The organism is Candidatus Liberibacter solanacearum CLso-ZC1, from assembly GCF_000183665.1.
GTDB lineage: Bacteria > Pseudomonadota > Alphaproteobacteria > Rhizobiales > Rhizobiaceae > Liberibacter > Liberibacter solanacearum.
On the sequence record NC_014774.1, the window covers coordinates 1,133,702 to 1,153,014 of the forward strand.

The following is a 19,313-nucleotide window of genomic DNA, read 5'->3' on the forward strand; positions in this document are numbered from 1 at the left end:
CAAAAAGTTACCTCAATGCGAACCTAACGAAATAAACAAAAATAATCAACTCCTACAGCATTTCCCCTCTATAGAAACAAGAAGAGAGTCAATATCCCTTGATACTGTATCCGCATCTAACATTCCATCAATTACATGCAAACAACCCCTATCACGATAATAGGAAGAAAGAGGAACTGTTACTCTACGATAATCTTCCATTCTCCTAATAAAAACATCATATTTATCATCTGATCGCACAGACTTCTCAGAAGAAATTGCTTTCGAAACACGGCTTTCTATTCTCTTAAACATAAGAGAATCATCAACTTGCAACTCGATTACTGCGTCTATACAACAATTCATACCAGAAACAATAATTTGCAAATTCTGAGCTTGATCCACAGTTCTAGGATAGCCGTCAAGAATAAAACCACCAGAACAGTCAGAATGACCTATTCTATCACAAACTACTCGATTAACAATACTATCTGAAATCAAATGTCCAGATTCCATAATATTTTTAACTTGTTTACCAATAAAAGTACCCTTACTAACTTCTGCACGAAGCATATCACCCGTTGATAATTGAGGAATATTCAATTTATGAGATAAGCGGGCAGCTTGCGTCCCTTTTCCAGCTCCTGGAGGGCCTAGAAATATAATTCTCATGAACCTTTCTTCCTATTCCGAAGTTTAGACTTTTTAACAAGGCCCTCATACTGCTGCGCAATCAAGTACCCTTGAACCTGCATTACCGTGTCTAAGACAACGCTGACAATAATCAAAATAGAAGTCCCACTTAACGACACAGGTATTCCCGTAACAGAAACTAAAATTTCTGGAAGAATACAAACAAACACAAGATATAACGCCCCAACAACTGTAACTCGTGTTAATACATAATCAATATGCTCTGCAGTACGATCTCCAGGTCGAATACCCGGAAGAAACCCACCTTGCTTTTTCAGATTATTAGCCGCTTCTATCGGATTAAAAACAATAGCCGTATAAAAAAAAGAAAAGAAAACAATCGATGCGGCATATAACACCATATATAATAATTGGCCATGACCTAAGGCGCCAACCAGATTAATAACCCATTCTGGAGACGAACTGACATCAACAAAACCCACAATAGTAGCAGGCAATAACAACAAAGAAGAGGCAAATATCGACGGTACAACACCAGCAGTATTCAATTTTAGGGGTAAATAAGAAACGTCATCTGGAAAAATACGATTTCCAACCTGACGCTTTGGATACTGAATAAGCAAGCGACGCTGTGCCCTTTCAAAAAAAACAACAAAAGCAATCACTAAAATAATGGAAACAAAAACTAACAATATCAAGGGAGTAGCAATACTTCCCACTCTTCCAAGCTCCAGAACACCAATAAAAGCAGAAGGTAAGCCAGCAACAATACCGCTAAAAATAATTAGAGAGATACCATTTCCTATACCCCGTGAAGTAATCTGTTCTCCTAACCATACAAGAAACATAGTGCCACCAAGAAGGGTAACAACGGTAGAAAAAACAAAGAAAGAATCGGAATCGGAAACAATGCCTCGCCCATTCTTTAAACCAATCGCGATTCCATAAGCTTGTATGATACCCAAAAAAACAGTAGCATAGCGAGTATACTGATTTATTATCTTACGCCCCTGCTCTCCCTCTTGCTTAAGGCTTTCAAGGGAAGGAACCATCGCAACTATCAACTGGACAATAATAGAAGCAGAAATATAAGGCATGATCCCCAATGCAAAAACTGCCATACGCTCAACAGCTCCTCCTGAGAACATATTAAAAATACCAAATATTCCGGCACTCTTCGACTGGAAAGCTTTCGTATAAGCAACAAGATCAATACTTGGCAAAGGAATATGAGTACCTAAACGATATACCACAATAGCAATGAGAGTAAATACAATTCTAGATTTTAAATCTTTCGCTTTAGAAAACGAAGAAATACTCAAATTAGAAACGAATTGCTCTACTGCAGACACCATAAAAAACCTCAGATCTTATAATCGTAAAATAAATTACTAAAACTAAAAAAAAAAAGGATCCAAAAGATAAAACATAATCGTCATTTATAACTAGAGCAACTCATATCTAAAATCAATCGTATATAAAAACAATCAACGCGGGATTTCCAAACGATGAACCGTACCGCCCAATTTCTCAACTTTAGAAATTGCAGAAGCTGAAGCACCCGTAACACGCAAAATCAATTTTACCTTCAAATCACCATCAGATAAAACGCGCACCCCTTTTTGAGAAGACTTTATAAGCCCGGAAGACACAAGAACGCTTTCATCTATTTCCGACGAACAATCTAACTTACCCTGATCCACATAAGCCTGCAATCGTCCCAATGAAACCGTGACAAATTTTGAAGCAGCAATGTTTACAAAACCACGTTTTGGTAAACGCCTGTATAAAGGCATCTGCCCACCTTCAAAGCCACGAACGCTAACACCAGATCTAGATTTTTGCCCTTTAACGCCTCTACCAGCTGTCTTTCCCGTGCCAGAACCAATTCCACGCGCAACTCGCTTCCTCGCCTTACGAGATCCTTTGTCACAATTAATTTCATTTAACTTCATTTTATCACAAACCTTAATTATCTTTATTCAACAATACGAACAAGATGACGAACAGCGTGAATCATTCCACGAACAGAAGGAGTATCCTCCAAAACACGACAACGATTCATCTTGTTCAAGCCTAATCCGACTAAAATCCTACGTTGAACAGAAGGGCGACGAATAGGACTTCCAACCTGCTTAACAGTTATTTTTTTTACCTCAGAAGAAAGCGCCACCTACTTATCCTCACCATGATTAGAAGAAACCTTAGATTTCGAAGAAACAACGCGCCTTGCCTGGAGAAGAGAATGTTTTATCCCCCTACGATTAGCAATATCTCTTGGATGAGATTGGGAACGAAGCGCTTTAAAAGTAGCACGCACCACATTATGGGGATTAGAAGAACCAATAGATTTAGCAACAATATCATGCACACCCAGAACTTCGCAAACCGCACGAATAGCCCCACCGGCAATAACACCAGTACCAGGCATAGCAGACCGTATCAGAACTTTACCAGCTCCATGACGCCCCAAACCATCGTGATGCAAAGTACGCCCATCTAACAATGAGATAGAAACCATATTCCGCTTAGCCGCCTCAGTTGCTTTTCGAACAGCCTCCGGAACTTCCCGAGCAGTACTATGGGCAAAACCAGCTTTGCTCTTAGTATCCCCTACAACAACCAAAACGGAAAAAGCAAACCTGCGTCCGCCTGGAAGAGCGGTGGAAACACGATTGATCGAAACAATTCGATCAATAATACTATTATCACGTTCTTCACGATTCTGCCAATTATCACGCTGAGAACGCTCTTTTTGCGCCATCTTTTACGATTCCCTTCTAAAAAACAACAAAAACTGCATCATACCTTATCATCAAAAGGCAATTCCACCTTTGCGCACCGCATCAGCTAATGCAGCAATCCTACCACAATATAAGTACGGACCACGATCAAAATAAATAGCTTTAACACCTACTTTCGCCGCACGCTCCGCCAAAAGACTTCCAACGGCGGTAGCAGCAGCTACATTTGAACCCGTCTTTAAAGAAGAAAGGAGAGGCTCATTCAAACTGGAAGCCGAAGCAAGAGTATGCCCGACATTATCGTCTATAATCTGCCCGTATATATGCTTAGAAGAACGATAAACGCTCAATCGAAGATGCCCTTTCGTCACACGCTTTAAATTCCGACGTATACGACTAGTACGACGAGCAAGAGCCTTTTTTTTAATAGTCATCCCAGCCTCCCTCTTACTTCTTCTTACCTATTTTACGCACAACAACTTCATCACTATACTTAATTCCTTTGCCTTTATAAGGTTCAGCAGTTCGGTAAGAACGAATGTCAGCAGCAACCTGCCCAACTTTCTGCTTATCTATACCAGAAACAACAATTTCAGTCGACTTAGAAACAGAAATTGAAACCCCTTCAAGAGGAGAATAAATAATATCGTGCGAAAAACCAAGACTCATCTTCAGGTTAGCGCCATCCATGAAAGCACGACATCCTACCCCACTAATTTCAAGCTTTCGCTGATAACCATTTGTCACCCCATGGAAGAGATTGCTAATCATAGTACGCGACATACCCCATATAGAGCGAGATACTTTAGAGTTACCAACGACGTTAACAGACAACATACCTTTGTCAGAAACAACATCTATATCATCAGTGACCATAAATGACAATTGACCTTTGGGGCCTTTAACCTTTATTTCACGATTTTCAATCGCAACATCTACGCCAGAAGGAATTTGAATACTCTTTTTACCAATGCGAGACATCTTTACAAACTCCAATCAGAAGAAAGCGAAATAAGAATTGACCTTAAAATACAGAACACAAAACTTCTCCCCCTACCCTATATTCTCGAGCACGATGATCTGCCATTACACCCTTCGAAGTTGTGACAATCATTATACCCAATCCATTATAAACCTGAGGAATCTCTTTAGAGGAAGCATAAAAACGCCGACCCGGCTTAGAAACACAATTAATTTCACGTATGACTGAGACGCCATCATGATATTTCAAATCCACTTCCAACTGAATCCGATCTTTGCCGACATCAACTCTACGATAGGTTTTAATATAACCCTCTTCTTGTAAAACATCTAAAACACTAGCATGTAATCTCGAAAAAGGAATCACAACAGACGGCTTGCGTCGAAGATTCGCATTACGAATACGGGTCAACATATCTCCTAGACAACTCATATTATTTTCATTCCTTACCAGCTCGACTTAATAATACCAGGAATTTTGCCCACACTTCCCAACTCACGCAAAGCTAAGCGAGACAACCTAAAATCTCGATAAACACTGTGAGAACGACCCGAAACCTCACAACGATTGCAAGTTCGAACCTTAGAACCATTGCGAGGCAAAGAACCCAACTGGATCATCGCATTGAATCTTTCTTCCAATGTTACCGATTTATCCATGAGTATCTTCTTTAAAGCAAGTCTCTTAGAAGCTTGATTGTTGACAGTTCTAAAACGGCGTTTATTTTTTTCAACTAAACTTACTTTTGCCATATATAAACACAACTCCTTTAAATTATTTTGGAAATGGAAATCCAAATAAGGTTAATAAATGTTTGGCTTCCTTGTCACTCCCAGTAGTCGTACAAATAGATATATCCATACCCAGAATACTACTAACCTTATCATAGTTTATCTGTGGAAATATAATATGCTCTTTTATACCAAAAGAAAAATTACCACGACCATCAAAACTTTTGGAATTTAAACCATGAAAATCACGCATACGGGGCATGCCCATATTAATCAAACTATCAAGAAATTCATACATATTTGTGCCACGTAAAGTAACCTTAGTTCCTATTGGCATACCTTCTCTTAATTTAAATCCCGCAATAGAACGTCGCGCACGCGTAACAACAGGTTTTTGCCCTGTTATCAAAGCAAGATCAGAAGCAGCTGAATCCAACTTTTTGGAATCTGATATTGACTCACCCACACCCATATTTACCACTACTTTTTCAATTTTTGGAATCTGCATAACATTCTTATAGGAGAATTCTTTCTGCATTCCTTCACGAATACGCTCACGATATTCTTTTTTCAGACGCGGCTCATACTTATAATCACTCATCAATACGCTCCCCTGAACGCTTTTCTACACGAATCTTTTTACCATCAACAAACGAAAAGGCAATTTTTAATTTCTTACCATCCTTACCAACCAAAGCTATATTGGAAAGATGGATAGATGCCTCTTTGGAAATAATTCCGGCCTCTTGATTAGGAGTCTGACGTTGATGACGCTTTACAATATTTACACCTTGAACAAAAGCACGCCTAGACTTACGCACAACTCCCGTAACCTGACCAATCCTACCCTTATCCTTTCCAGCTAAAACCACAACACGGTCACCCATACGAATCTTTTCCATTGCTATAATCCCTTATACAACTTCTGCAGCCAAAGAAAGAATTTTTAAATGACTTTTAATACGTAATTCACGTGGCACGGGACCAAAAACACGAGTAGCCAACAAATCTTTTTTATCACTTACCAGAACAACAGCATTATCATCAAAACGAACCACACTTCCATCAGAACGACGAATACCATAACTAACTCGAACAATAACCGCCTTCTGAACACTACCTTTTTTTATCTTACTACGAGGAACAACTTCCTTAACAGCTACAATAATCATATCACCAATAGAAGCACATTTGCGCTTTGAACCACCTAAAACTTTAATGCACTCAACCCAACGCGCACCAGAATTATCCGCAACCGAAAGATTTGTCTGCATCTGAATCATTGCTAAATATACCTTCTTTACTAAAAAAACGAACCACTATACGAGGCCATAACAACTTACATACCTCATCAAAAGAAACTATGTTAAAACACAAATCTTCTTAATAAAATTAAAATCTACGCACTTTCAGTATAAACCACAGACCAAGATTTTCTCTTGGAAACAGGAGGACATTCTTCTATAGAAACATGATCCCCTATTTTAAACCTATTGTTTTTATCATGAACAGCATATTTCTTGGAACGACGGATAGTTTTTTGAAAAAGAGGATGCGAAAATCTCCTCTCAACTAAAACAATAATAGTCTTTTCAGACTTATCACTCACAACCACTCCCTGCAAAACCCGCTTCGGCATTTATATCCCCTTAAGATTTATTCTCAAAACTTTTACTATTCATCATAGTTTTAACACGCGCAATATCGCGATTAATTCCCCTCATACGAAAAGGTTTTTCAAGCTGACCAGTAGCTTTTTGAAAACGAAGAGACATCTGCTCTCTTTTCAACTGAACCAACTGCTCCCTTAATTGATCAGCATTCATAATAGAAATGTCTTTGAATTTTAACATCTTATCCTCATTCTGCAATCCGTTGCACAAACTTTGTAACGACAGACAATTTAGACGCACCAAGACGCAAGGCTTCCCTAGCAACCTTTTCACTAACACCATCAAGTTCAAATAAAATACGCCCAGGCTTTACACGACATACCCATTCTTCAACACTACCTTTTCCTTTTCCCATACGGACTTCTGTAGGCTTGGCAGTTACAGGAATATCAGGAAAAACACATACCCAAATACAGCCAGCGCGCTTCATACTACGACTAATGGCACGACGCGCAGCTTCAATCTCCCTCGCCCCAACTCTATTGGGTTCTTGAGCTTTAAGAGCAAATTCACCAAAAGCAATACGAGACCCTCTTTTTGCTATACCCTTAATACGCCCTTTAAACTGTTTGGGATATTTGGTATTTTTCGGCTGACACAACATATTTTTTCACTCTCTCCAAAAACTAAAAACATAACCTGCAATCATACCAACGAGAAACACTGCTAATTACTCTTTTCTAACGGACGACGATTAGAAGACGTCGCATTATCTGAATCAGAAACTTCACGGATAGAAACATATACTTTGACCCCACATATCCCATATGCAGTTTTAGCAATAGCCGAGCCATAATCAATATTAGCACGAAGAGTCTGAAGAGGAACCCTTCCCTCTAAGTAGCATTCAGTACGAGAAAGCTCTAAACCATTGAGACGCCCTGAGCAAATAATCTTTATTCCCTCAGCCCCAAAACGCATAGCAGACTGAACTGCACGTTTCATAGCACGACGAAAAACTACACGTCTTTCAAGTTGTTGGGCGATAGATTGAGCTATCAAGGTAGCGTTAATTTCCGGCTTAGAAACTTCGTTTACATTTAAATGAATCTCTGAAGGAGTCATCTTTGAAAGATTCTTACGAATCCTATCTATATCACTTCCTTTTTTCCCGATAATCAGTCCTGGGCGGGCAGAATAAACGGTGATAAAACACTTTTTATGCGTTCTCTCTATTAAAATTTTAGCAACACCCGCTTGCTTTAGATTACCTTCTAAATATTTGCGTATTTTTAAATCCTCATGCAAAAGAGTCCCGTACTCAGAACCACGCGCAAACCAGCGACTACTCCAAGTGCAATTCACACCAAGTCGAAACAATATGGGATTAATTTTCTGTCCCATTATACAACCTTTCTTTCATCTTGAACTTCACGAACTATAACACTCAAACGAGAGAAAGGTTTATTAATACGACCAATACGTTGACGTGCACGACAATGAAATCTCTTCATAACAACAGACTTACCAACATAAGCCTCTGATACTACAAGACGATCAATATCAAGGTCATGATTATTTTCTGCATTCGCAATAGCAGAACGAAGCGTCTTTTTAACCTCAACAGCAATCCTTTTTCGCGAAAACTCAAGATCCGCGAGGGCATCAGAAACTTTTTTTCCTCTAATCATAGCAGCAACAAGATTTAACTTTTGAGGGCTAATCCGGAGCATACTTGCAATAGCATTAGCTTCGTTATCTCCTACCCGACGACGCCTTGGCACAGCCCTTTTCTCATTCATAAGTTATCTCCTTCTAACCTTTTTATCACTACCATGTCCCGGACTATACCGTGTAGGAGAAAAATCACCAAACTTAAAACCAACCATCTCTTCACTAACCGTCACAGGTATATGCTTACGACCATTATGTACACCAAATGTCAAGCCAATAAATTGTGGCATAATATCACAATTACGACACCATATCTTTATAACATCACGGCTACCAGAATCACGCGCTTTCGAGACCTTTTTAAGAAGATACTTGGTAACAAAAGGACCTTTCCAAATTGAACGAGCCACTATAAATACTCCCTATTTTTTATTCTTATGCCGAGAAGAGGCTATAAAAACATTCGTAGACTTGTTTGACCGCGTCCTCTTTCCCTTTGTAGGTTTACCCCAAGGGCTGCAAGGATTACGCCCTCCTGACGTCTTTCCTTCACCACCACCAAGGGGATGGTCCACAGGGTTCATCGCCACCCCTCTAACATGCGGACGAATTTTCAACCAACGAGAACGACCTGCCTTAGCATGATTAATATTAATCTGATCTTGATTTGAAACCGCACCTATAGAAGCCATGCAAGAAGACTGAACAAAACGCATTTCACCAGAAGAAAGACGCAAAAGAACGCGACTACGATCACGCTCAACAACCCGAGCATATGAACCAGCAGAACGCGATATCTGCCCCCCTTTTTGAGGCTTCATTTCTACATTATGAACTATAGTTCCCACAGGAATAAACCGTAACGGCATAGCATTCCCGGGTTTGATATCAACAGCACCATTTGAAGAAATCACTTTATCTCCCACAGACAAACGTTGCGGAGCTAATATATAAGAAAATTTTTCTTTTGGATACGCAATAAGAGCGATAAATGCTGTTCTATTAGGATCATATTCTAATCGTTGTACAACACCCTCAACATCATAATCACTACGTTTGAAATCTATGATACGATAGCGATTTTTACATCCTCCTCCACGAAAGCGCATGGTTATACGCCCAGTATTATTACGCCCCCCCTTAGAACACAAACCCTTCGTTAAAGACTTGAGGGGTTTCCCCTTATATAAAGAATCCCGATTAACAATAATAAGTTGACGCCGACTTGATGTATCAGGATTAAAACTCTTTAACGCCATAATACAATCTCCCTACAATAAATCTCTTTAAATACCAACCGAAACATCAATTGAATGCCCCTTGGCCAAAGTTACAAAAGCCCTCTTAATATCCTTTCGTGATACATATAAATCACGAGAAGATCTAGCTCGATTACGAGCGGTAGAAATTCTATTTAGACGCTTTGTCTTCCCTTTTCTAATCAGGGTATTAACAGAAACTACCTTTACATTAAATAGAGATTCAACCGCATGTTTAATATCGGACTTAGAAGAATCTTTTTTAACATTAAAAACAACCTTATTTTGCTCGGACAGCAAAGTAGATTTTTCCGCTATCACAGGAGATATAATAGTATCATAAAACCGAATATTTGTCATTTAAAACGACCCTCCAAAGCCTCGACAGCAGACTTAGAAAGAATCAGCTTAGAACAACGCAAAATATCATAAACATTAATACCCTGAACAGAAAGGAGATTAATATTTGGAATGTTTCGAGCAGCAAGTTGAAAATTTCTATCTAACTGAACACCATCAATAATAAGCGCATTCGATAAATTAAGAGCACGAAAACGCTCTGCCAAATACTTGGTTTTAAGCTCCTTAGAAACCAAACTATCAATTACCAAAATATCATTGGAAGAAAACTTATCTGACAAAGCATGACGCAGAGCTAGAGAACGAATTTTCTTTGGAAGATCATGAGCACCGTTACCAGGAACAGGTCCAAAAGCCTTCCCTCCGCCACGAAATTGAGGAGCAGATTTCGAGCTATGCCTAGCTCGACCCGTTCCCTTTTGGGTATACATCTTAGCCCCTGTATACGCAATCTCGGAACGACCCTTTGACTTAGAACACCCTTTGCTTCTACGCCAAGACTGCCAACGAAGAACACGCGCCAAAATACCTTGCTGAGGCTTTAAAGCAAAAATTCCTTCAGAAACAGAAATAACACCTTTATCTGCTCCATCAAGATCCCTGACACTTAACTCTATCACGCAACTTTCCCCTTATAATTCGCTGCACTTTTAAAAGAATCACGCACAAGAATCCAAGAATCATTCTTGGCACCAGGCACACAACCTTTAACAAAGATCAGCCCCCTTTTATCATCAATCGAGATAACCTCTAAATTCTTAACAGTAATACGATTTCCACCCATGTGGCCTGCCATCTTTTTATTTTTAAAAACACGACCAGGATCTTGTCGACATCCCGTAGAACCCGCAGAACGATGCGATATAGAAACCCCATGTGAAGCACGAAGACCAGCAAAATTATGCCTCTTCATAGCACCTGCAAATCCCTTCCCGATTGTCACACCCGTAACATCAACTAATTGACCAACATTAAAATGACTTGGGGACAACACAGAACCAATTTGCAATAATTCATCTTCTTTTTGAACACGAAACTCAGACAATCTCTTTTTAGGAGAAGCATTAACAGACGAAAAAAAACCTCTCATAGGCTTAGAAACATTCTTAATCTTCGCATCCCCTGCACCAACTTGAACAGCCATATAACCATTTTTCTGCAAGGTACGATGAGCCACAACCTGACAATTATCTAAGTGTAATACAGTTACAGGAAGACGTTTGCCCTCAAGATTATATACACAGGTCATTCCTAATTTTCGTGCAACGACACCTGGACGCATTAGTTCATCCTCTCAAAAAAAAACTATAGTTTAATCACAACACTAACACCAGCAGCAATATCTAACTTCATTAAAGCAGCAACCGTATCCTGAGTAGGTTTTATGATATAAAGTAAACGCTTATGGATACGGATTTCCAATTGATCTCGACTTTTCTTATCAACATGAGGAGATCTATTAACAGTAAATCTTCGTATAGAACGAGGAAAAGGAATAGGACCCACAATCCGTGAACCAGATTTTTTAGCAGTTGAAACAATTTCACGCACAGAAGCATCAAGTATCCACGAATCAAATGCCTTTAGACTTATACGAATGCGGATATTCTGACTTGTCATTTATCTAATCCTCTTATCACAACCTACCCCTTTTCTCGAAATTTAAGTTTCAGCGAAGTATCCTCTTTTTAAGAAGAAAAGTCTTCTATTATCCTATAATTTTGGAAACAATCCCCGCACCAATCGTCTTTCCTCCTTCACGAATAGAAAAACGCTGATTTGCTTCCATCGCAATCGGACTAATAAGCTCTATCTCCAAAGTAACCCTATCACCAGGCATCACCGCTTTAGATTCAGGAGGCAAAATTATCTTCCCCGTAACATCCGCCGTATCCATAAAAAACTGTGGACGATAATTACCTAAAAATCCTGTATGACGACCGCCTTCTTCTTTCTTCAGAATATAAACACTAGCTTCAAACTTAGAATACTCTTTAATAGAACCAGGAGCACAAATAACTCTCCCCCTCTGAACATCCGCACGATCCACTCCGCGAAGCAATAAACCAACATTGTCTCCCGCTATAGCTTCATCTAACTTCTGCCGAAACATCTCCATATCTGTACATTTCGCTTTAAGCGTCTTGCCACCCATACCAATTATCTCAATATCAGATCCAGCCACAAGCTTACCACGCTTAACACGACCAGTCGCAACAGTCCCACGACCACCAATCGTACAAGAACTCTCCACATGCATCAAGAAAGGCTCATCCGTTAAACGCGAAGGTGTAGGAATATAATTATCAACAGCTTCCATCAAAGCATGAATCGAATCTTCCCCCAATTCCTTATTCTCTCCGTTTAAGGCACAAAGAGCAGAACCCCTAATAACAGGAACTTCATCTCCAGGAAAATCGTAATAACTCAAAAGCTCCCTAATCTCAAGCTCAACAAGATCCAATAACTCCGGATCATCAACAGTATCAACCTTGTTCATATACACAACTATCGACGAAATACCAACCTGACGAGCAAGAAGAATATGTTCCTTCGTTTGTGGCTTCGGACCGTCATAGGCAGAGCAAACAAGAATCGCACCATCAGCCTGCGTCGCACCAGTAATCATATTCTTTACATAATCAGCATGACCAGGACAATCAATATGCCCATAAAATCTCTTGGCAGTCTGATAGTGAACATGCGCCGTCGAAATGGTAATACCACGAACCCTCTCCTCCGGAGCACTGTCAATCTCACCATATGCCTTCTGCTCATCACTATAATACTTCGTAATAGCCGCAGTTAGCGTCGTCTTCCCGTGATCAACGTGACCTATAGTACTAATCCCAAGACTTTCCTTGTCACGAATAAACCGTTTTTCCGCCATCTAATAAAATCCCCTCATCTCAACTCATCTTCAATAAATCTAAAACCATAAAGAACAAACTTATTTTTTCAAAATCATCTATCTAGCACAAACCATACTTATTTTACAACAGAATACTTTTCCTGTATCTCCCTAGAAACATGAGCAGGAACAGCAGCATAATGATCAAAGACCATTGTATATTGCCCTCGCCCTTGCGACATAGAGCGTAAAGAGTCCACATACTTAAACATGCAGGCTAAAGGAACATGAGCATTAATAACCGTGTATACAGAACGATTTTCTTGTCCCTGAATCTGTCCCCTTCGCGAATTCAAATCACCAATAACATCACCAACATATCCATCAGGAATAACAACTTCAACTTTCATAATAGGCTCTAACAACTGAACTCCCATTTTACTTGCCGCTTCTCTAAAGCAAGCTCGAGCAGCAATTTCAAACGCAAGAACAGAAGAATCCACATCATGATACGAACCATCTAACAACGTAACTTTCATTCCGAGCATAGGAAACCCTGCCAAAGGACCAGAAGAAAGCATACTCTCAATACCTTTTCGAACACCAGGAATATACTCTTTTGGAATAGATCCACCAACAATCTTAGATTCAAAAATAAAATCATCTCCATCAAGATTGGGCTCAAAGCCTATCTTCACCTTAGCAAACTGCCCCGCTCCACCAGATTGCTTTTTATGAATATAATCATGTACACAAACCTTGGTAACTGATTCACGGTAAGAAACGTAAGGAGCACCAACAGTAGCTTCTACCTTAAATTCACGATACATTCGTTCCACAATGATATCAAGATGTAATTCACCCATACCAGTTATAATAGTTTGCCCAGAATCTGGATCTGATTTTACTCCCAAAGAAGGATCTTCCGCAGAAAGACGACTTAAAGCCAAAGACATACGCTCCTGATCGCCCTTCAATTTAGGCTCAATAGCAACTTGTATAACAGGCTCAGGAAAATCCATCTGTTCTAAAATAACAGGCCTTGCAGAATCGCACAACGTATCTCCCGTCGTTGTCTCTTTCAATCCCGCAAGAGCAATAATATCCCCACAATAGGCTTCTTCAATATCTTCACGAGAGTTGGAGTGCATCTGCAACATACGACCAACACGCTCTTTTTTGTTTTTTACCGTATTTAATAGAGTGTCCCCCTTAGAAACCTTTCCTGAATAAATACGACAAAAAGTCAGCGAACCAACAAAACTATCCGCCATTACCTTAAATGCCAACATAGAAAGAGGAGCAGAATCTAACGCAGGCACACCAATCTCATCCCCCGTCTTTACCTCAACGCCTTTAATAGGCGGAACGTCAATAGGAGATGGTAGATAATCAACCACAGAATCCAGCAACGGTTGCACACCCTTGTTTTTAAAGGAAGAACCACAAAGAACGGGGAAAAATTTTACAGAAATCGTTCCCAAACGAATAAGGGAACGTATTTTATCACAACTAAGCACTTCACCCTTAAGGTAAGATTCCATTGCAGAATCATCTAACTCAACAATAGAATCAATCATTTTTTCGCGATAAGAGTTAGCCGAATCCCTCATATCCTCGGGTATCTCAACCACATCCCACTTGGCGCCTAAATCCTCATTTTTCCACAACAAAGCCTTCATTTCAACTAAGTCAATCACACCCTTAAAATCACTTTCAGAGCCAATTGGCAACTGTATAACCAAAGGATTCGCCCCAAGACGAGAAGAAATCATTTCAACGGAACGATAAAAATCCGCCCCTATCTTATCCATTTTATTGCAAAATATCAGGCGCGGAACAGAATATTTATCAGCCTGACGCCATACTGTTTCTGTCTGAGGCTCAACCCCAGCGTTAGAATCTAACAGCGTTACCGCACCATCTAATACACGGATAGAACGCTCAACTTCCATAGTAAAATCAACGTGGCCAGGAGTATCAATAACAGTCAATCTTTTCTGAACACCATCACGACCTTCCCAAAAAACCGTAGTCGACGCAGATGTGATAGTAATACCACGTTCTTGCTCTTGCTCCATCCAATCCATTGTAGCAGAACCGTCGTGTACTTCGCCAATTTTGTGAGATTTTCCAGCATAATATAATATACGCTCAGTAGTCGTCGTCTTCCCAGCGTCTATATGCGCCATAATACCAAAATTTCGGCTATCTTCTATCTTACACTTACGAACCATTTTGCTCTTTGTACCTTCCCGCAATACTTTACCAACGATAGTGCGAAAAAGCACGATTAGCTTCAGCAACTTTATGCGTTTCTTCACGCTTCTTAACGGCAATCCCTCGATTGTTCGCAGCATCAATGATTTCACCACCTAAACGACTTATCATTGTAGTTTCAGTACGTTTACGCGCTGCCATTATAAGCCAACGAACCGCAAGCGCTTGACTGCGCTTTGAAGTCACTTCCCCAGGAACATTATAAGAAGTTCCTCCTACACGACGAGTACGTACTTCAACTAGAGGAGTAACATTGGCCAAAGCCTGATGAAATAAGGCAACTGGATCTTTTTTTCTTTTTTTTCAACCAGATCAAATGCTCCATACATAATCTTCATTGCAACAGATTTCTTTCCACCATGCATAATGGAGTTCATAAATTTAGTCACAATAGAATCAGAAAATTTTGGATCAGGTAATACTTCACGCACTACCGCTTTACGACGTCGGGACATACTAACTCTCTGTCTTTATATAATCTACTTAATAATACTCTAAAAAAACGACCACTTATTTTACAAAAAACTATTTAGGACGTCCAGCTCCATATCGAGAACGCGATTGTTTGCGATCTTTCACACCCGCAGTGTCAAGAACACCCCTAACAACTCGATATTTAACACCAGGAAGATCTTTTACGCGACCTCCACATAACATAACCACCGAGTGCTCTTGCAAATTATGCCCTACTCCTGGAATATAACCTATAACCTCAGCACCATTTGTAAGACGCACTTTAGTGACCTTACGCAAAGCAGAATTAGGTTTTTTAGGCGTCGATGTGTAAACACGAAGACAAACCCCTCTTTTCTGAGGACTACCCCTCAGAGCAGTCACTTTAGCGCAAGTACGAATAGCACTTTTACGAGGCTTGCGTATAAGCTGATTAACAGTAGGCATTAATACCATTCTCCCTAAACATCTTTAATATTCCCCCATCTTCAACAATCCAAAAACAAAACAACAGTTGCACATAAACGCACCAGCAAGCTAGCCTAGTTGTACATAAATTCAAAGGAAAGCATGTCGAATAACGACATGTTCACGAACAACCAAATCTCCAAACAATTAAACCAGAGAAAAGGTACCTAGAACTCAAAAGATCTAAAGATACATGTCGTGGTAATATTTTCTTCCGCTCACGTCAAGATGAATCCATATAAAATCGTTTAAAAAACCAAAATAACAAATTTTTCTTCTTAATTTAAAGATTTTTTTGAAATCATAATAAAAAATAGCTTTTCTTTAAATTTTATTTTGGAAGACATCACCCCTAAAAAAAAACATTACTTAATTACAAATCAATTAATAAATTACCGATATTAATTTCCCATGTTCGCATAATTCCAAAAAAAGTGATTACTACGCAAGAATGCTATCGGTTTTCTATATTGGCGTTTTTATCCTCTTTAAAGCTAGCAAGTAAAAAAAAACACAAATTTTGACAAATCTAAAATAAAAACGTAATTATCGCAGCAATACTTTTAGAAAAGTAATTTTATTTGTGTTAAGTACTAATTGTAACACTTGTTTTTTTTAAAAAAACCTTTTATTCAGAATAACCAAGTGGGCTATCTACAAGTATGAAGTAATGAGTTATATCTCTTAACGATGAAATAAAAATGAGAAGTTTGATTTGACATCTATGACTGATAAAAAACAAAAAATTAACCTAACGTTAGTCCGAAATCTTGCAAATATCCTGAACGAAACTAATTTGACAGAAGTTGAAGTAGATAGCGATGGAATGCGGATTCGACTACTACGCTCTCCGCAAAAAAACACTATTACAAACTATTATTCTGAAGAAAACAAAGACACCCATCCTCTGATAGAAATTCCTACACACAGCACAAGTGAATCGGAGGCACTCTCCCCGCCTAAACCTGACAACTCCTATATAGTAACCTCTCCAATGGTTGGAACCGCATACTTAGCAAGTAGCCCTGAAAGCGATCCTTTTGTTGAAAAAGAAAGTGTTGTGCTCAAAGGACAAACCCTTCTCATTATTGAAGCTATGAAAACTATGAATCACATTGTAGCACCGTGTTCTGGTAAAATTCAAAATATTAATGTAAAAAATGGACAATTAGTTGAATACGGTGAAACACTCTTAGTGTTAGAAAAAACAGAGGAAAACTAATGATTTCCAAGATTCTTATCGCTAATCGTGGAGAGATTGCTCTGCGTATTTTACGTGCCTGCAAAGAGTTAGGAATATCTACGGTTGCGGTACATTCGACAGCAGATTCCAGTGCGATGCATGTACGTTTAGCAGATGAAAGCGTATGTATAGGCCCCCCTTCTTCAAAGGAAAGCTACCTCAATATTCAACAAATAGTAGCTGCGTGTGAAGTAACAGGCGCAGATGCTGTCCATCCTGGTTATGGGTTCCTCTCGGAAAATGCAAAATTTGCTGAGATATTGGAGGCTCATAATATCAAGTTTATTGGACCTTCTTCAGAACATATAAAAATTATGGGCGATAAAATTACTGCTAAAGAAACCGCTCAAAAACTTGGCATTCCCGTGGTTCCTGGATCTGGAGAAATATGCGTCCGTACCGCCATGCCTATCGCCCAAAAAATAGGATTTCCTGTTTTGGTCAAAGCCTCCGCAGGAGGAGGAGGGCGTGGCATGAGGATAGCTCATTCTGAAAAAAATCTCATAGAAGCAATTAATCAAGCACGTTCGGAATCTCTCTCTGCCTTTGGCAGTGATGCTGTTTACATAGAAAAATATCTTAAAAAACCGCGCCATATTGAAATACAAATTTTTGGCGATGGAAAAGGAAATGCTATCCATTTTGGTGAGCGCGATTGCTCTGTACAGCGTCGAAATCAAAAAATATGGGAAGAGGCACACTCCCTAATCAGCGCTCAAGATCGCGCAGAAATAGGAGAAATCTGTGTGCAGGCCATGAAAAAAATTGAGTACCGTGGCGCTGGAACTGTCGAATTTCTTTATGAAAATGGACAGTTTTATTTTATTGAAATGAACACACGTTTACAAGTAGAACACCCTATTACTGAAGCTATTACAGGCATAGACCTTGTTCATGAGCAGATCTATGTGGCATCAGAAAATAATTTATCTATTCAACAAAAGGATATAGTGTTTTCCGGACATGCTATTGAATGTCGTATTAATGCTGAAGACCCAGAAAATTTCATCCCTAATCCGGGAACGATTACTCATTTCCATGCTCCTGGGGGCCTTGGAATAAGAATGGATTCAGCATCTTATCAAGGATATACAGTCCCCCCTCACTATGATAGCCTTATTGCTAAATTAATTGTACACGGGAAAAATAGAAATGAATGTATGATGCGCTTAGATCGTGCATTAAATGAAATTATCATAGATGGAATCAAAACAACTATACCATTATTTCAAAAACTCATAAAAAATGAAGATATCATACAAGGAAATTACGATATCCATTGGTTAGAAGATAACTACCTAAAAAAACAACAGTATTAATTTTTAAATTTTGAGCAATATCGAAATTGTGAATATAACTCCAGATATTCTAATAAAAGCCTATTCTTTGGGAATATTTCCAATGGCAAATTCAGATGATAGTTCTAAGATTGCATGGATTAGACCTATAAAAAGAGGTATACTGCCTCTCGAAAATTTTCATGTTTCAAAAAGCTTAAAAAAAATTATACGCCGTGGAATATATGATATTCGTATTAACTATGCGTTTGAAGAAGTTATTTCTTCTTGTGCGCAAAAAACACAAGATCGTCCAAACACATGGATAAACCCTACAATCCAAAAATTATATGTTGATCTATTCCATATGGGATATGCTCACAGCATAGAAGCATGGAAAGAAAAAAAGCTAGTAGGAGGACTATATGGCATATCCCTCGGAGCTATATTTTTTGGGGAAAGTATGTTTTCTCGCATGGATAATGCATCAAAAATTTGCCTAACTCATCTAGTAGAACACCTTAAAAAACGTCAATTTTTACTACTAGACACACAATTTATCACCAATCATTTGCGACAATTCGGAACTATAGAAATATCTCATAACAAGTACGCAAGAATCCTTCAAAATGCATTAAAACATTCAGAAGTATCTTTTGCCAATCGTTAAAATCAGAATGCTATTCTATAACATATCTTTTTCTAGAAAACCTACCATTTTGTTCCGAATAAACAGGCTATTCGT

At 39.0% G+C, this 19,313-nt stretch carries 29 protein-coding genes and 1 pseudogene; 3 read left to right on the plus strand and 27 right to left on the minus strand.

Features of this window, described 5'->3' with window-relative positions:
- Window positions 1–45: 45 nt before the first annotated feature.
- The 27 genes and pseudogenes from CKC_RS05090 to rpsL form a co-directional block, all read right to left on the minus strand.
- The gene (locus CKC_RS05090; RefSeq protein ID WP_013462453.1) at window positions 46–651 is read right to left on the minus strand and encodes an adenylate kinase; all 606 of its coding nucleotides are present in this window, start codon (window positions 649–651) and stop codon (window positions 46–48) included.
- On the minus strand, window positions 648–1,988 hold the full coding sequence (gene secY, locus CKC_RS05095) for a preprotein translocase subunit SecY (protein ID WP_044054145.1): 1,341 nt from the start codon (window positions 1,986–1,988) through the stop codon (window positions 648–650). Before secY ends, CKC_RS05090 begins: the two co-directional genes overlap by 4 nt.
- A 132-nt stretch (window positions 1,989–2,120) precedes the next feature.
- On the minus strand, window positions 2,121–2,588 hold the full coding sequence (gene rplO / locus CKC_RS05100; protein WP_013462455.1) for a 50S ribosomal protein L15: 468 nt from the start codon (window positions 2,586–2,588) through the stop codon (window positions 2,121–2,123).
- Window positions 2,589–2,611: 23 nt separating this feature from the next.
- A complete protein-coding gene (gene rpmD, locus CKC_RS05105; RefSeq protein WP_013462456.1) occupies window positions 2,612–2,806 on the minus strand; it encodes a 50S ribosomal protein L30 in 195 nt (64 codons plus the stop codon).
- A complete protein-coding gene (gene rpsE / locus CKC_RS05110) occupies window positions 2,807–3,397 on the minus strand; it encodes a 30S ribosomal protein S5 (protein ID WP_013462457.1) in 591 nt (196 codons plus the stop codon). It lies immediately after the preceding gene.
- Window positions 3,398–3,448: 51 nt separating this feature from the next.
- On the minus strand, window positions 3,449–3,811 hold the full coding sequence (gene rplR, locus CKC_RS05115; protein WP_013462458.1) for a 50S ribosomal protein L18: 363 nt from the start codon (window positions 3,809–3,811) through the stop codon (window positions 3,449–3,451).
- A 13-nt stretch (window positions 3,812–3,824) separates the two neighbouring features.
- Window positions 3,825–4,358 (minus strand): 50S ribosomal protein L6, encoded by a 534-nt coding sequence (gene rplF, locus CKC_RS05120; RefSeq protein ID WP_013462459.1) that lies wholly within the window; start codon window positions 4,356–4,358, stop codon window positions 3,825–3,827.
- Between the two features lie 43 nt (window positions 4,359–4,401).
- The gene (gene rpsH, locus CKC_RS05125) at window positions 4,402–4,791 is read right to left on the minus strand and encodes a 30S ribosomal protein S8 (protein WP_013462460.1); all 390 of its coding nucleotides are present in this window, start codon (window positions 4,789–4,791) and stop codon (window positions 4,402–4,404) included.
- A gap of 14 nt (window positions 4,792–4,805) precedes the next feature.
- The gene (rpsN, locus tag CKC_RS05130; protein WP_013462461.1) at window positions 4,806–5,111 is read right to left on the minus strand and encodes a 30S ribosomal protein S14; all 306 of its coding nucleotides are present in this window, start codon (window positions 5,109–5,111) and stop codon (window positions 4,806–4,808) included.
- 22 nt (window positions 5,112–5,133) lie between these two features.
- Complete coding sequence (gene rplE / locus CKC_RS05135; protein ID WP_013462462.1) at window positions 5,134–5,691, minus strand: 50S ribosomal protein L5; 558 nt, start codon at window positions 5,689–5,691, stop codon at window positions 5,134–5,136.
- On the minus strand, window positions 5,684–5,992 hold the full coding sequence (gene rplX / locus CKC_RS05140; protein ID WP_013462463.1) for a 50S ribosomal protein L24: 309 nt from the start codon (window positions 5,990–5,992) through the stop codon (window positions 5,684–5,686). Before rplX ends, rplE begins: the two co-directional genes overlap by 8 nt.
- 12 nt (window positions 5,993–6,004) lie before the next feature.
- Window positions 6,005–6,373, minus strand: coding sequence for a 50S ribosomal protein L14 (gene rplN, locus CKC_RS05145; RefSeq protein WP_013462464.1), 369 nt, complete (start codon window positions 6,371–6,373; stop codon window positions 6,005–6,007).
- 116 nt (window positions 6,374–6,489) lie between these two features.
- Window positions 6,490–6,729 carry a 30S ribosomal protein S17 gene (rpsQ, locus tag CKC_RS05150; protein WP_013462465.1) on the minus strand — a complete coding sequence of 80 codons (240 nt, stop codon included), beginning with the start codon at window positions 6,727–6,729 and terminating at the stop codon, window positions 6,490–6,492.
- Window positions 6,730–6,739: 10 nt separating this feature from the next.
- Window positions 6,740–6,943: a 50S ribosomal protein L29 gene (gene rpmC / locus CKC_RS05155; protein WP_013462466.1), complete on the minus strand. Its 204-nt coding sequence runs from the start codon at window positions 6,941–6,943 to the stop codon at window positions 6,740–6,742.
- A 7-nt stretch (window positions 6,944–6,950) separates the two neighbouring features.
- Window positions 6,951–7,364 (minus strand): 50S ribosomal protein L16, encoded by a 414-nt coding sequence (rplP, locus tag CKC_RS05160; protein ID WP_013462467.1) that lies wholly within the window; start codon window positions 7,362–7,364, stop codon window positions 6,951–6,953.
- Between the two features lie 65 nt (window positions 7,365–7,429).
- Window positions 7,430–8,107: a 30S ribosomal protein S3 gene (rpsC, locus tag CKC_RS05165; protein WP_013462468.1), complete on the minus strand. Its 678-nt coding sequence runs from the start codon at window positions 8,105–8,107 to the stop codon at window positions 7,430–7,432.
- The gene (gene rplV / locus CKC_RS05170) at window positions 8,107–8,505 is read right to left on the minus strand and encodes a 50S ribosomal protein L22 (protein WP_013462469.1); all 399 of its coding nucleotides are present in this window, start codon (window positions 8,503–8,505) and stop codon (window positions 8,107–8,109) included. Before rplV ends, rpsC begins: the two co-directional genes overlap by 1 nt.
- A gap of 3 nt (window positions 8,506–8,508) precedes the next feature.
- Window positions 8,509–8,787 carry a 30S ribosomal protein S19 gene (gene rpsS, locus CKC_RS05175; RefSeq protein WP_013462470.1) on the minus strand — a complete coding sequence of 93 codons (279 nt, stop codon included), beginning with the start codon at window positions 8,785–8,787 and terminating at the stop codon, window positions 8,509–8,511.
- A gap of 12 nt (window positions 8,788–8,799) precedes the next feature.
- Window positions 8,800–9,636: a 50S ribosomal protein L2 gene (rplB, locus tag CKC_RS05180; RefSeq protein WP_013462471.1), complete on the minus strand. Its 837-nt coding sequence runs from the start codon at window positions 9,634–9,636 to the stop codon at window positions 8,800–8,802.
- 27 nt (window positions 9,637–9,663) lie between these two features.
- Entirely contained in the window at window positions 9,664–9,996 is a 333-nt protein-coding gene (locus CKC_RS05185) for a 50S ribosomal protein L23 (protein ID WP_013462472.1), read from the minus strand.
- The gene (rplD, locus tag CKC_RS05190; protein WP_044054401.1) at window positions 9,993–10,613 is read right to left on the minus strand and encodes a 50S ribosomal protein L4; all 621 of its coding nucleotides are present in this window, start codon (window positions 10,611–10,613) and stop codon (window positions 9,993–9,995) included. Before rplD ends, CKC_RS05185 begins: the two co-directional genes overlap by 4 nt.
- Complete coding sequence (gene rplC / locus CKC_RS05195) at window positions 10,613–11,278, minus strand: 50S ribosomal protein L3 (RefSeq protein WP_013462474.1); 666 nt, start codon at window positions 11,276–11,278, stop codon at window positions 10,613–10,615. Before rplC ends, rplD begins: the two co-directional genes overlap by 1 nt.
- A 23-nt stretch (window positions 11,279–11,301) precedes the next feature.
- Entirely contained in the window at window positions 11,302–11,616 is a 315-nt protein-coding gene (rpsJ, locus tag CKC_RS05200) for a 30S ribosomal protein S10 (RefSeq protein ID WP_013462475.1), read from the minus strand.
- 88 nt (window positions 11,617–11,704) lie between these two features.
- Entirely contained in the window at window positions 11,705–12,886 is a 1,182-nt protein-coding gene (gene tuf / locus CKC_RS05205) for an elongation factor Tu (protein WP_013462409.1), read from the minus strand.
- Window positions 12,887–12,984: 98 nt separating this feature from the next.
- Window positions 12,985–15,084: an elongation factor G gene (gene fusA / locus CKC_RS05210; RefSeq protein WP_013462476.1), complete on the minus strand. Its 2,100-nt coding sequence runs from the start codon at window positions 15,082–15,084 to the stop codon at window positions 12,985–12,987.
- A gap of 28 nt (window positions 15,085–15,112) precedes the next feature.
- Window positions 15,113–15,582: pseudogene (gene rpsG, locus CKC_RS05215) on the minus strand (30S ribosomal protein S7).
- Between the two features lie 70 nt (window positions 15,583–15,652).
- On the minus strand, window positions 15,653–16,027 hold the full coding sequence (gene rpsL, locus CKC_RS05220; protein ID WP_013462479.1) for a 30S ribosomal protein S12: 375 nt from the start codon (window positions 16,025–16,027) through the stop codon (window positions 15,653–15,655).
- A 745-nt stretch (window positions 16,028–16,772) separates the two neighbouring features.
- On the opposite strand from rpsL, the gene CKC_RS05225 reads away from it, so the two are divergent.
- From CKC_RS05225 to aat, 3 genes are all read left to right on the plus strand, one after another.
- On the plus strand, window positions 16,773–17,270 hold the full coding sequence (locus CKC_RS05225) for an acetyl-CoA carboxylase biotin carboxyl carrier protein (protein ID WP_013462480.1): 498 nt from the start codon (window positions 16,773–16,775) through the stop codon (window positions 17,268–17,270).
- Complete coding sequence (gene accC / locus CKC_RS05230) at window positions 17,270–18,610, plus strand: acetyl-CoA carboxylase biotin carboxylase subunit (protein ID WP_013462481.1); 1,341 nt, start codon at window positions 17,270–17,272, stop codon at window positions 18,608–18,610. Before CKC_RS05225 ends, accC begins: the two co-directional genes overlap by 1 nt.
- Window positions 18,611–18,692: 82 nt before the next feature.
- Complete coding sequence (aat, locus tag CKC_RS05235) at window positions 18,693–19,238, plus strand: leucyl/phenylalanyl-tRNA--protein transferase (protein ID WP_013462482.1); 546 nt, start codon at window positions 18,693–18,695, stop codon at window positions 19,236–19,238.
- Window positions 19,239–19,313: the final 75 nt, after the last annotated feature.

What these genes read in the sequence shown, in the direction of transcription:
- accC (WP_013462481.1), top strand. Translation starts at nt 17,270, where the DNA reads ATGATTTCCAAGATTCTTATCGCTAATCGTGGAGAGATTGCTCTGCGT.
- rplN (WP_013462464.1), bottom strand. Translation starts at nt 6,373, where the DNA reads ATGATTCAGATGCAGACAAATCTTTCGGTTGCGGATAATTCTGGTGCG.
- secY (WP_044054145.1), bottom strand. Translation starts at nt 1,988, where the DNA reads ATGGTGTCTGCAGTAGAGCAATTCGTTTCTAATTTGAGTATTTCTTCG.
- CKC_RS05225 (WP_013462480.1), top strand. Translation starts at nt 16,773, where the DNA reads ATGACTGATAAAAAACAAAAAATTAACCTAACGTTAGTCCGAAATCTT.
- CKC_RS05090 (WP_013462453.1), bottom strand. Translation starts at nt 651, where the DNA reads ATGAGAATTATATTTCTAGGCCCTCCAGGAGCTGGAAAAGGGACGCAA.
- rplV (WP_013462469.1), bottom strand. Translation starts at nt 8,505, where the DNA reads ATGAATGAGAAAAGGGCTGTGCCAAGGCGTCGTCGGGTAGGAGATAAC.
- rpsC (WP_013462468.1), bottom strand. Translation starts at nt 8,107, where the DNA reads ATGGGACAGAAAATTAATCCCATATTGTTTCGACTTGGTGTGAATTGC.
- rpsE (WP_013462457.1), bottom strand. Translation starts at nt 3,397, where the DNA reads ATGGCGCAAAAAGAGCGTTCTCAGCGTGATAATTGGCAGAATCGTGAA.
- rpsQ (WP_013462465.1), bottom strand. Translation starts at nt 6,729, where the DNA reads ATGCCGAAGCGGGTTTTGCAGGGAGTGGTTGTGAGTGATAAGTCTGAA.
- rplF (WP_013462459.1), bottom strand. Translation starts at nt 4,358, where the DNA reads ATGTCTCGCATTGGTAAAAAGAGTATTCAAATTCCTTCTGGCGTAGAT.
- fusA (WP_013462476.1), bottom strand. Translation starts at nt 15,084, where the DNA reads ATGGTTCGTAAGTGTAAGATAGAAGATAGCCGAAATTTTGGTATTATG.
- tuf (WP_013462409.1), bottom strand. Translation starts at nt 12,886, where the DNA reads ATGGCGGAAAAACGGTTTATTCGTGACAAGGAAAGTCTTGGGATTAGT.
- rpsH (WP_013462460.1), bottom strand. Translation starts at nt 4,791, where the DNA reads ATGAGTTGTCTAGGAGATATGTTGACCCGTATTCGTAATGCGAATCTT.
- CKC_RS05185 (WP_013462472.1), bottom strand. Translation starts at nt 9,996, where the DNA reads ATGACAAATATTCGGTTTTATGATACTATTATATCTCCTGTGATAGCG.
- rplE (WP_013462462.1), bottom strand. Translation starts at nt 5,691, where the DNA reads ATGAGTGATTATAAGTATGAGCCGCGTCTGAAAAAAGAATATCGTGAG.
- aat (WP_013462482.1), top strand. Translation starts at nt 18,693, where the DNA reads ATGGCAAATTCAGATGATAGTTCTAAGATTGCATGGATTAGACCTATA.
- rpsJ (WP_013462475.1), bottom strand. Translation starts at nt 11,616, where the DNA reads ATGACAAGTCAGAATATCCGCATTCGTATAAGTCTAAAGGCATTTGAT.
- rpsN (WP_013462461.1), bottom strand. Translation starts at nt 5,111, where the DNA reads ATGGCAAAAGTAAGTTTAGTTGAAAAAAATAAACGCCGTTTTAGAACT.
- rpsL (WP_013462479.1), bottom strand. Translation starts at nt 16,027, where the DNA reads ATGCCTACTGTTAATCAGCTTATACGCAAGCCTCGTAAAAGTGCTATT.
- rplO (WP_013462455.1), bottom strand. Translation starts at nt 2,588, where the DNA reads ATGAAGTTAAATGAAATTAATTGTGACAAAGGATCTCGTAAGGCGAGG.
- rplC (WP_013462474.1), bottom strand. Translation starts at nt 11,278, where the DNA reads ATGCGTCCAGGTGTCGTTGCACGAAAATTAGGAATGACCTGTGTATAT.
- rplB (WP_013462471.1), bottom strand. Translation starts at nt 9,636, where the DNA reads ATGGCGTTAAAGAGTTTTAATCCTGATACATCAAGTCGGCGTCAACTT.
- rplR (WP_013462458.1), bottom strand. Translation starts at nt 3,811, where the DNA reads ATGACTATTAAAAAAAAGGCTCTTGCTCGTCGTACTAGTCGTATACGT.
- rpmC (WP_013462466.1), bottom strand. Translation starts at nt 6,943, where the DNA reads ATGTTAAAATTCAAAGACATTTCTATTATGAATGCTGATCAATTAAGG.
- rplX (WP_013462463.1), bottom strand. Translation starts at nt 5,992, where the DNA reads ATGGAAAAGATTCGTATGGGTGACCGTGTTGTGGTTTTAGCTGGAAAG.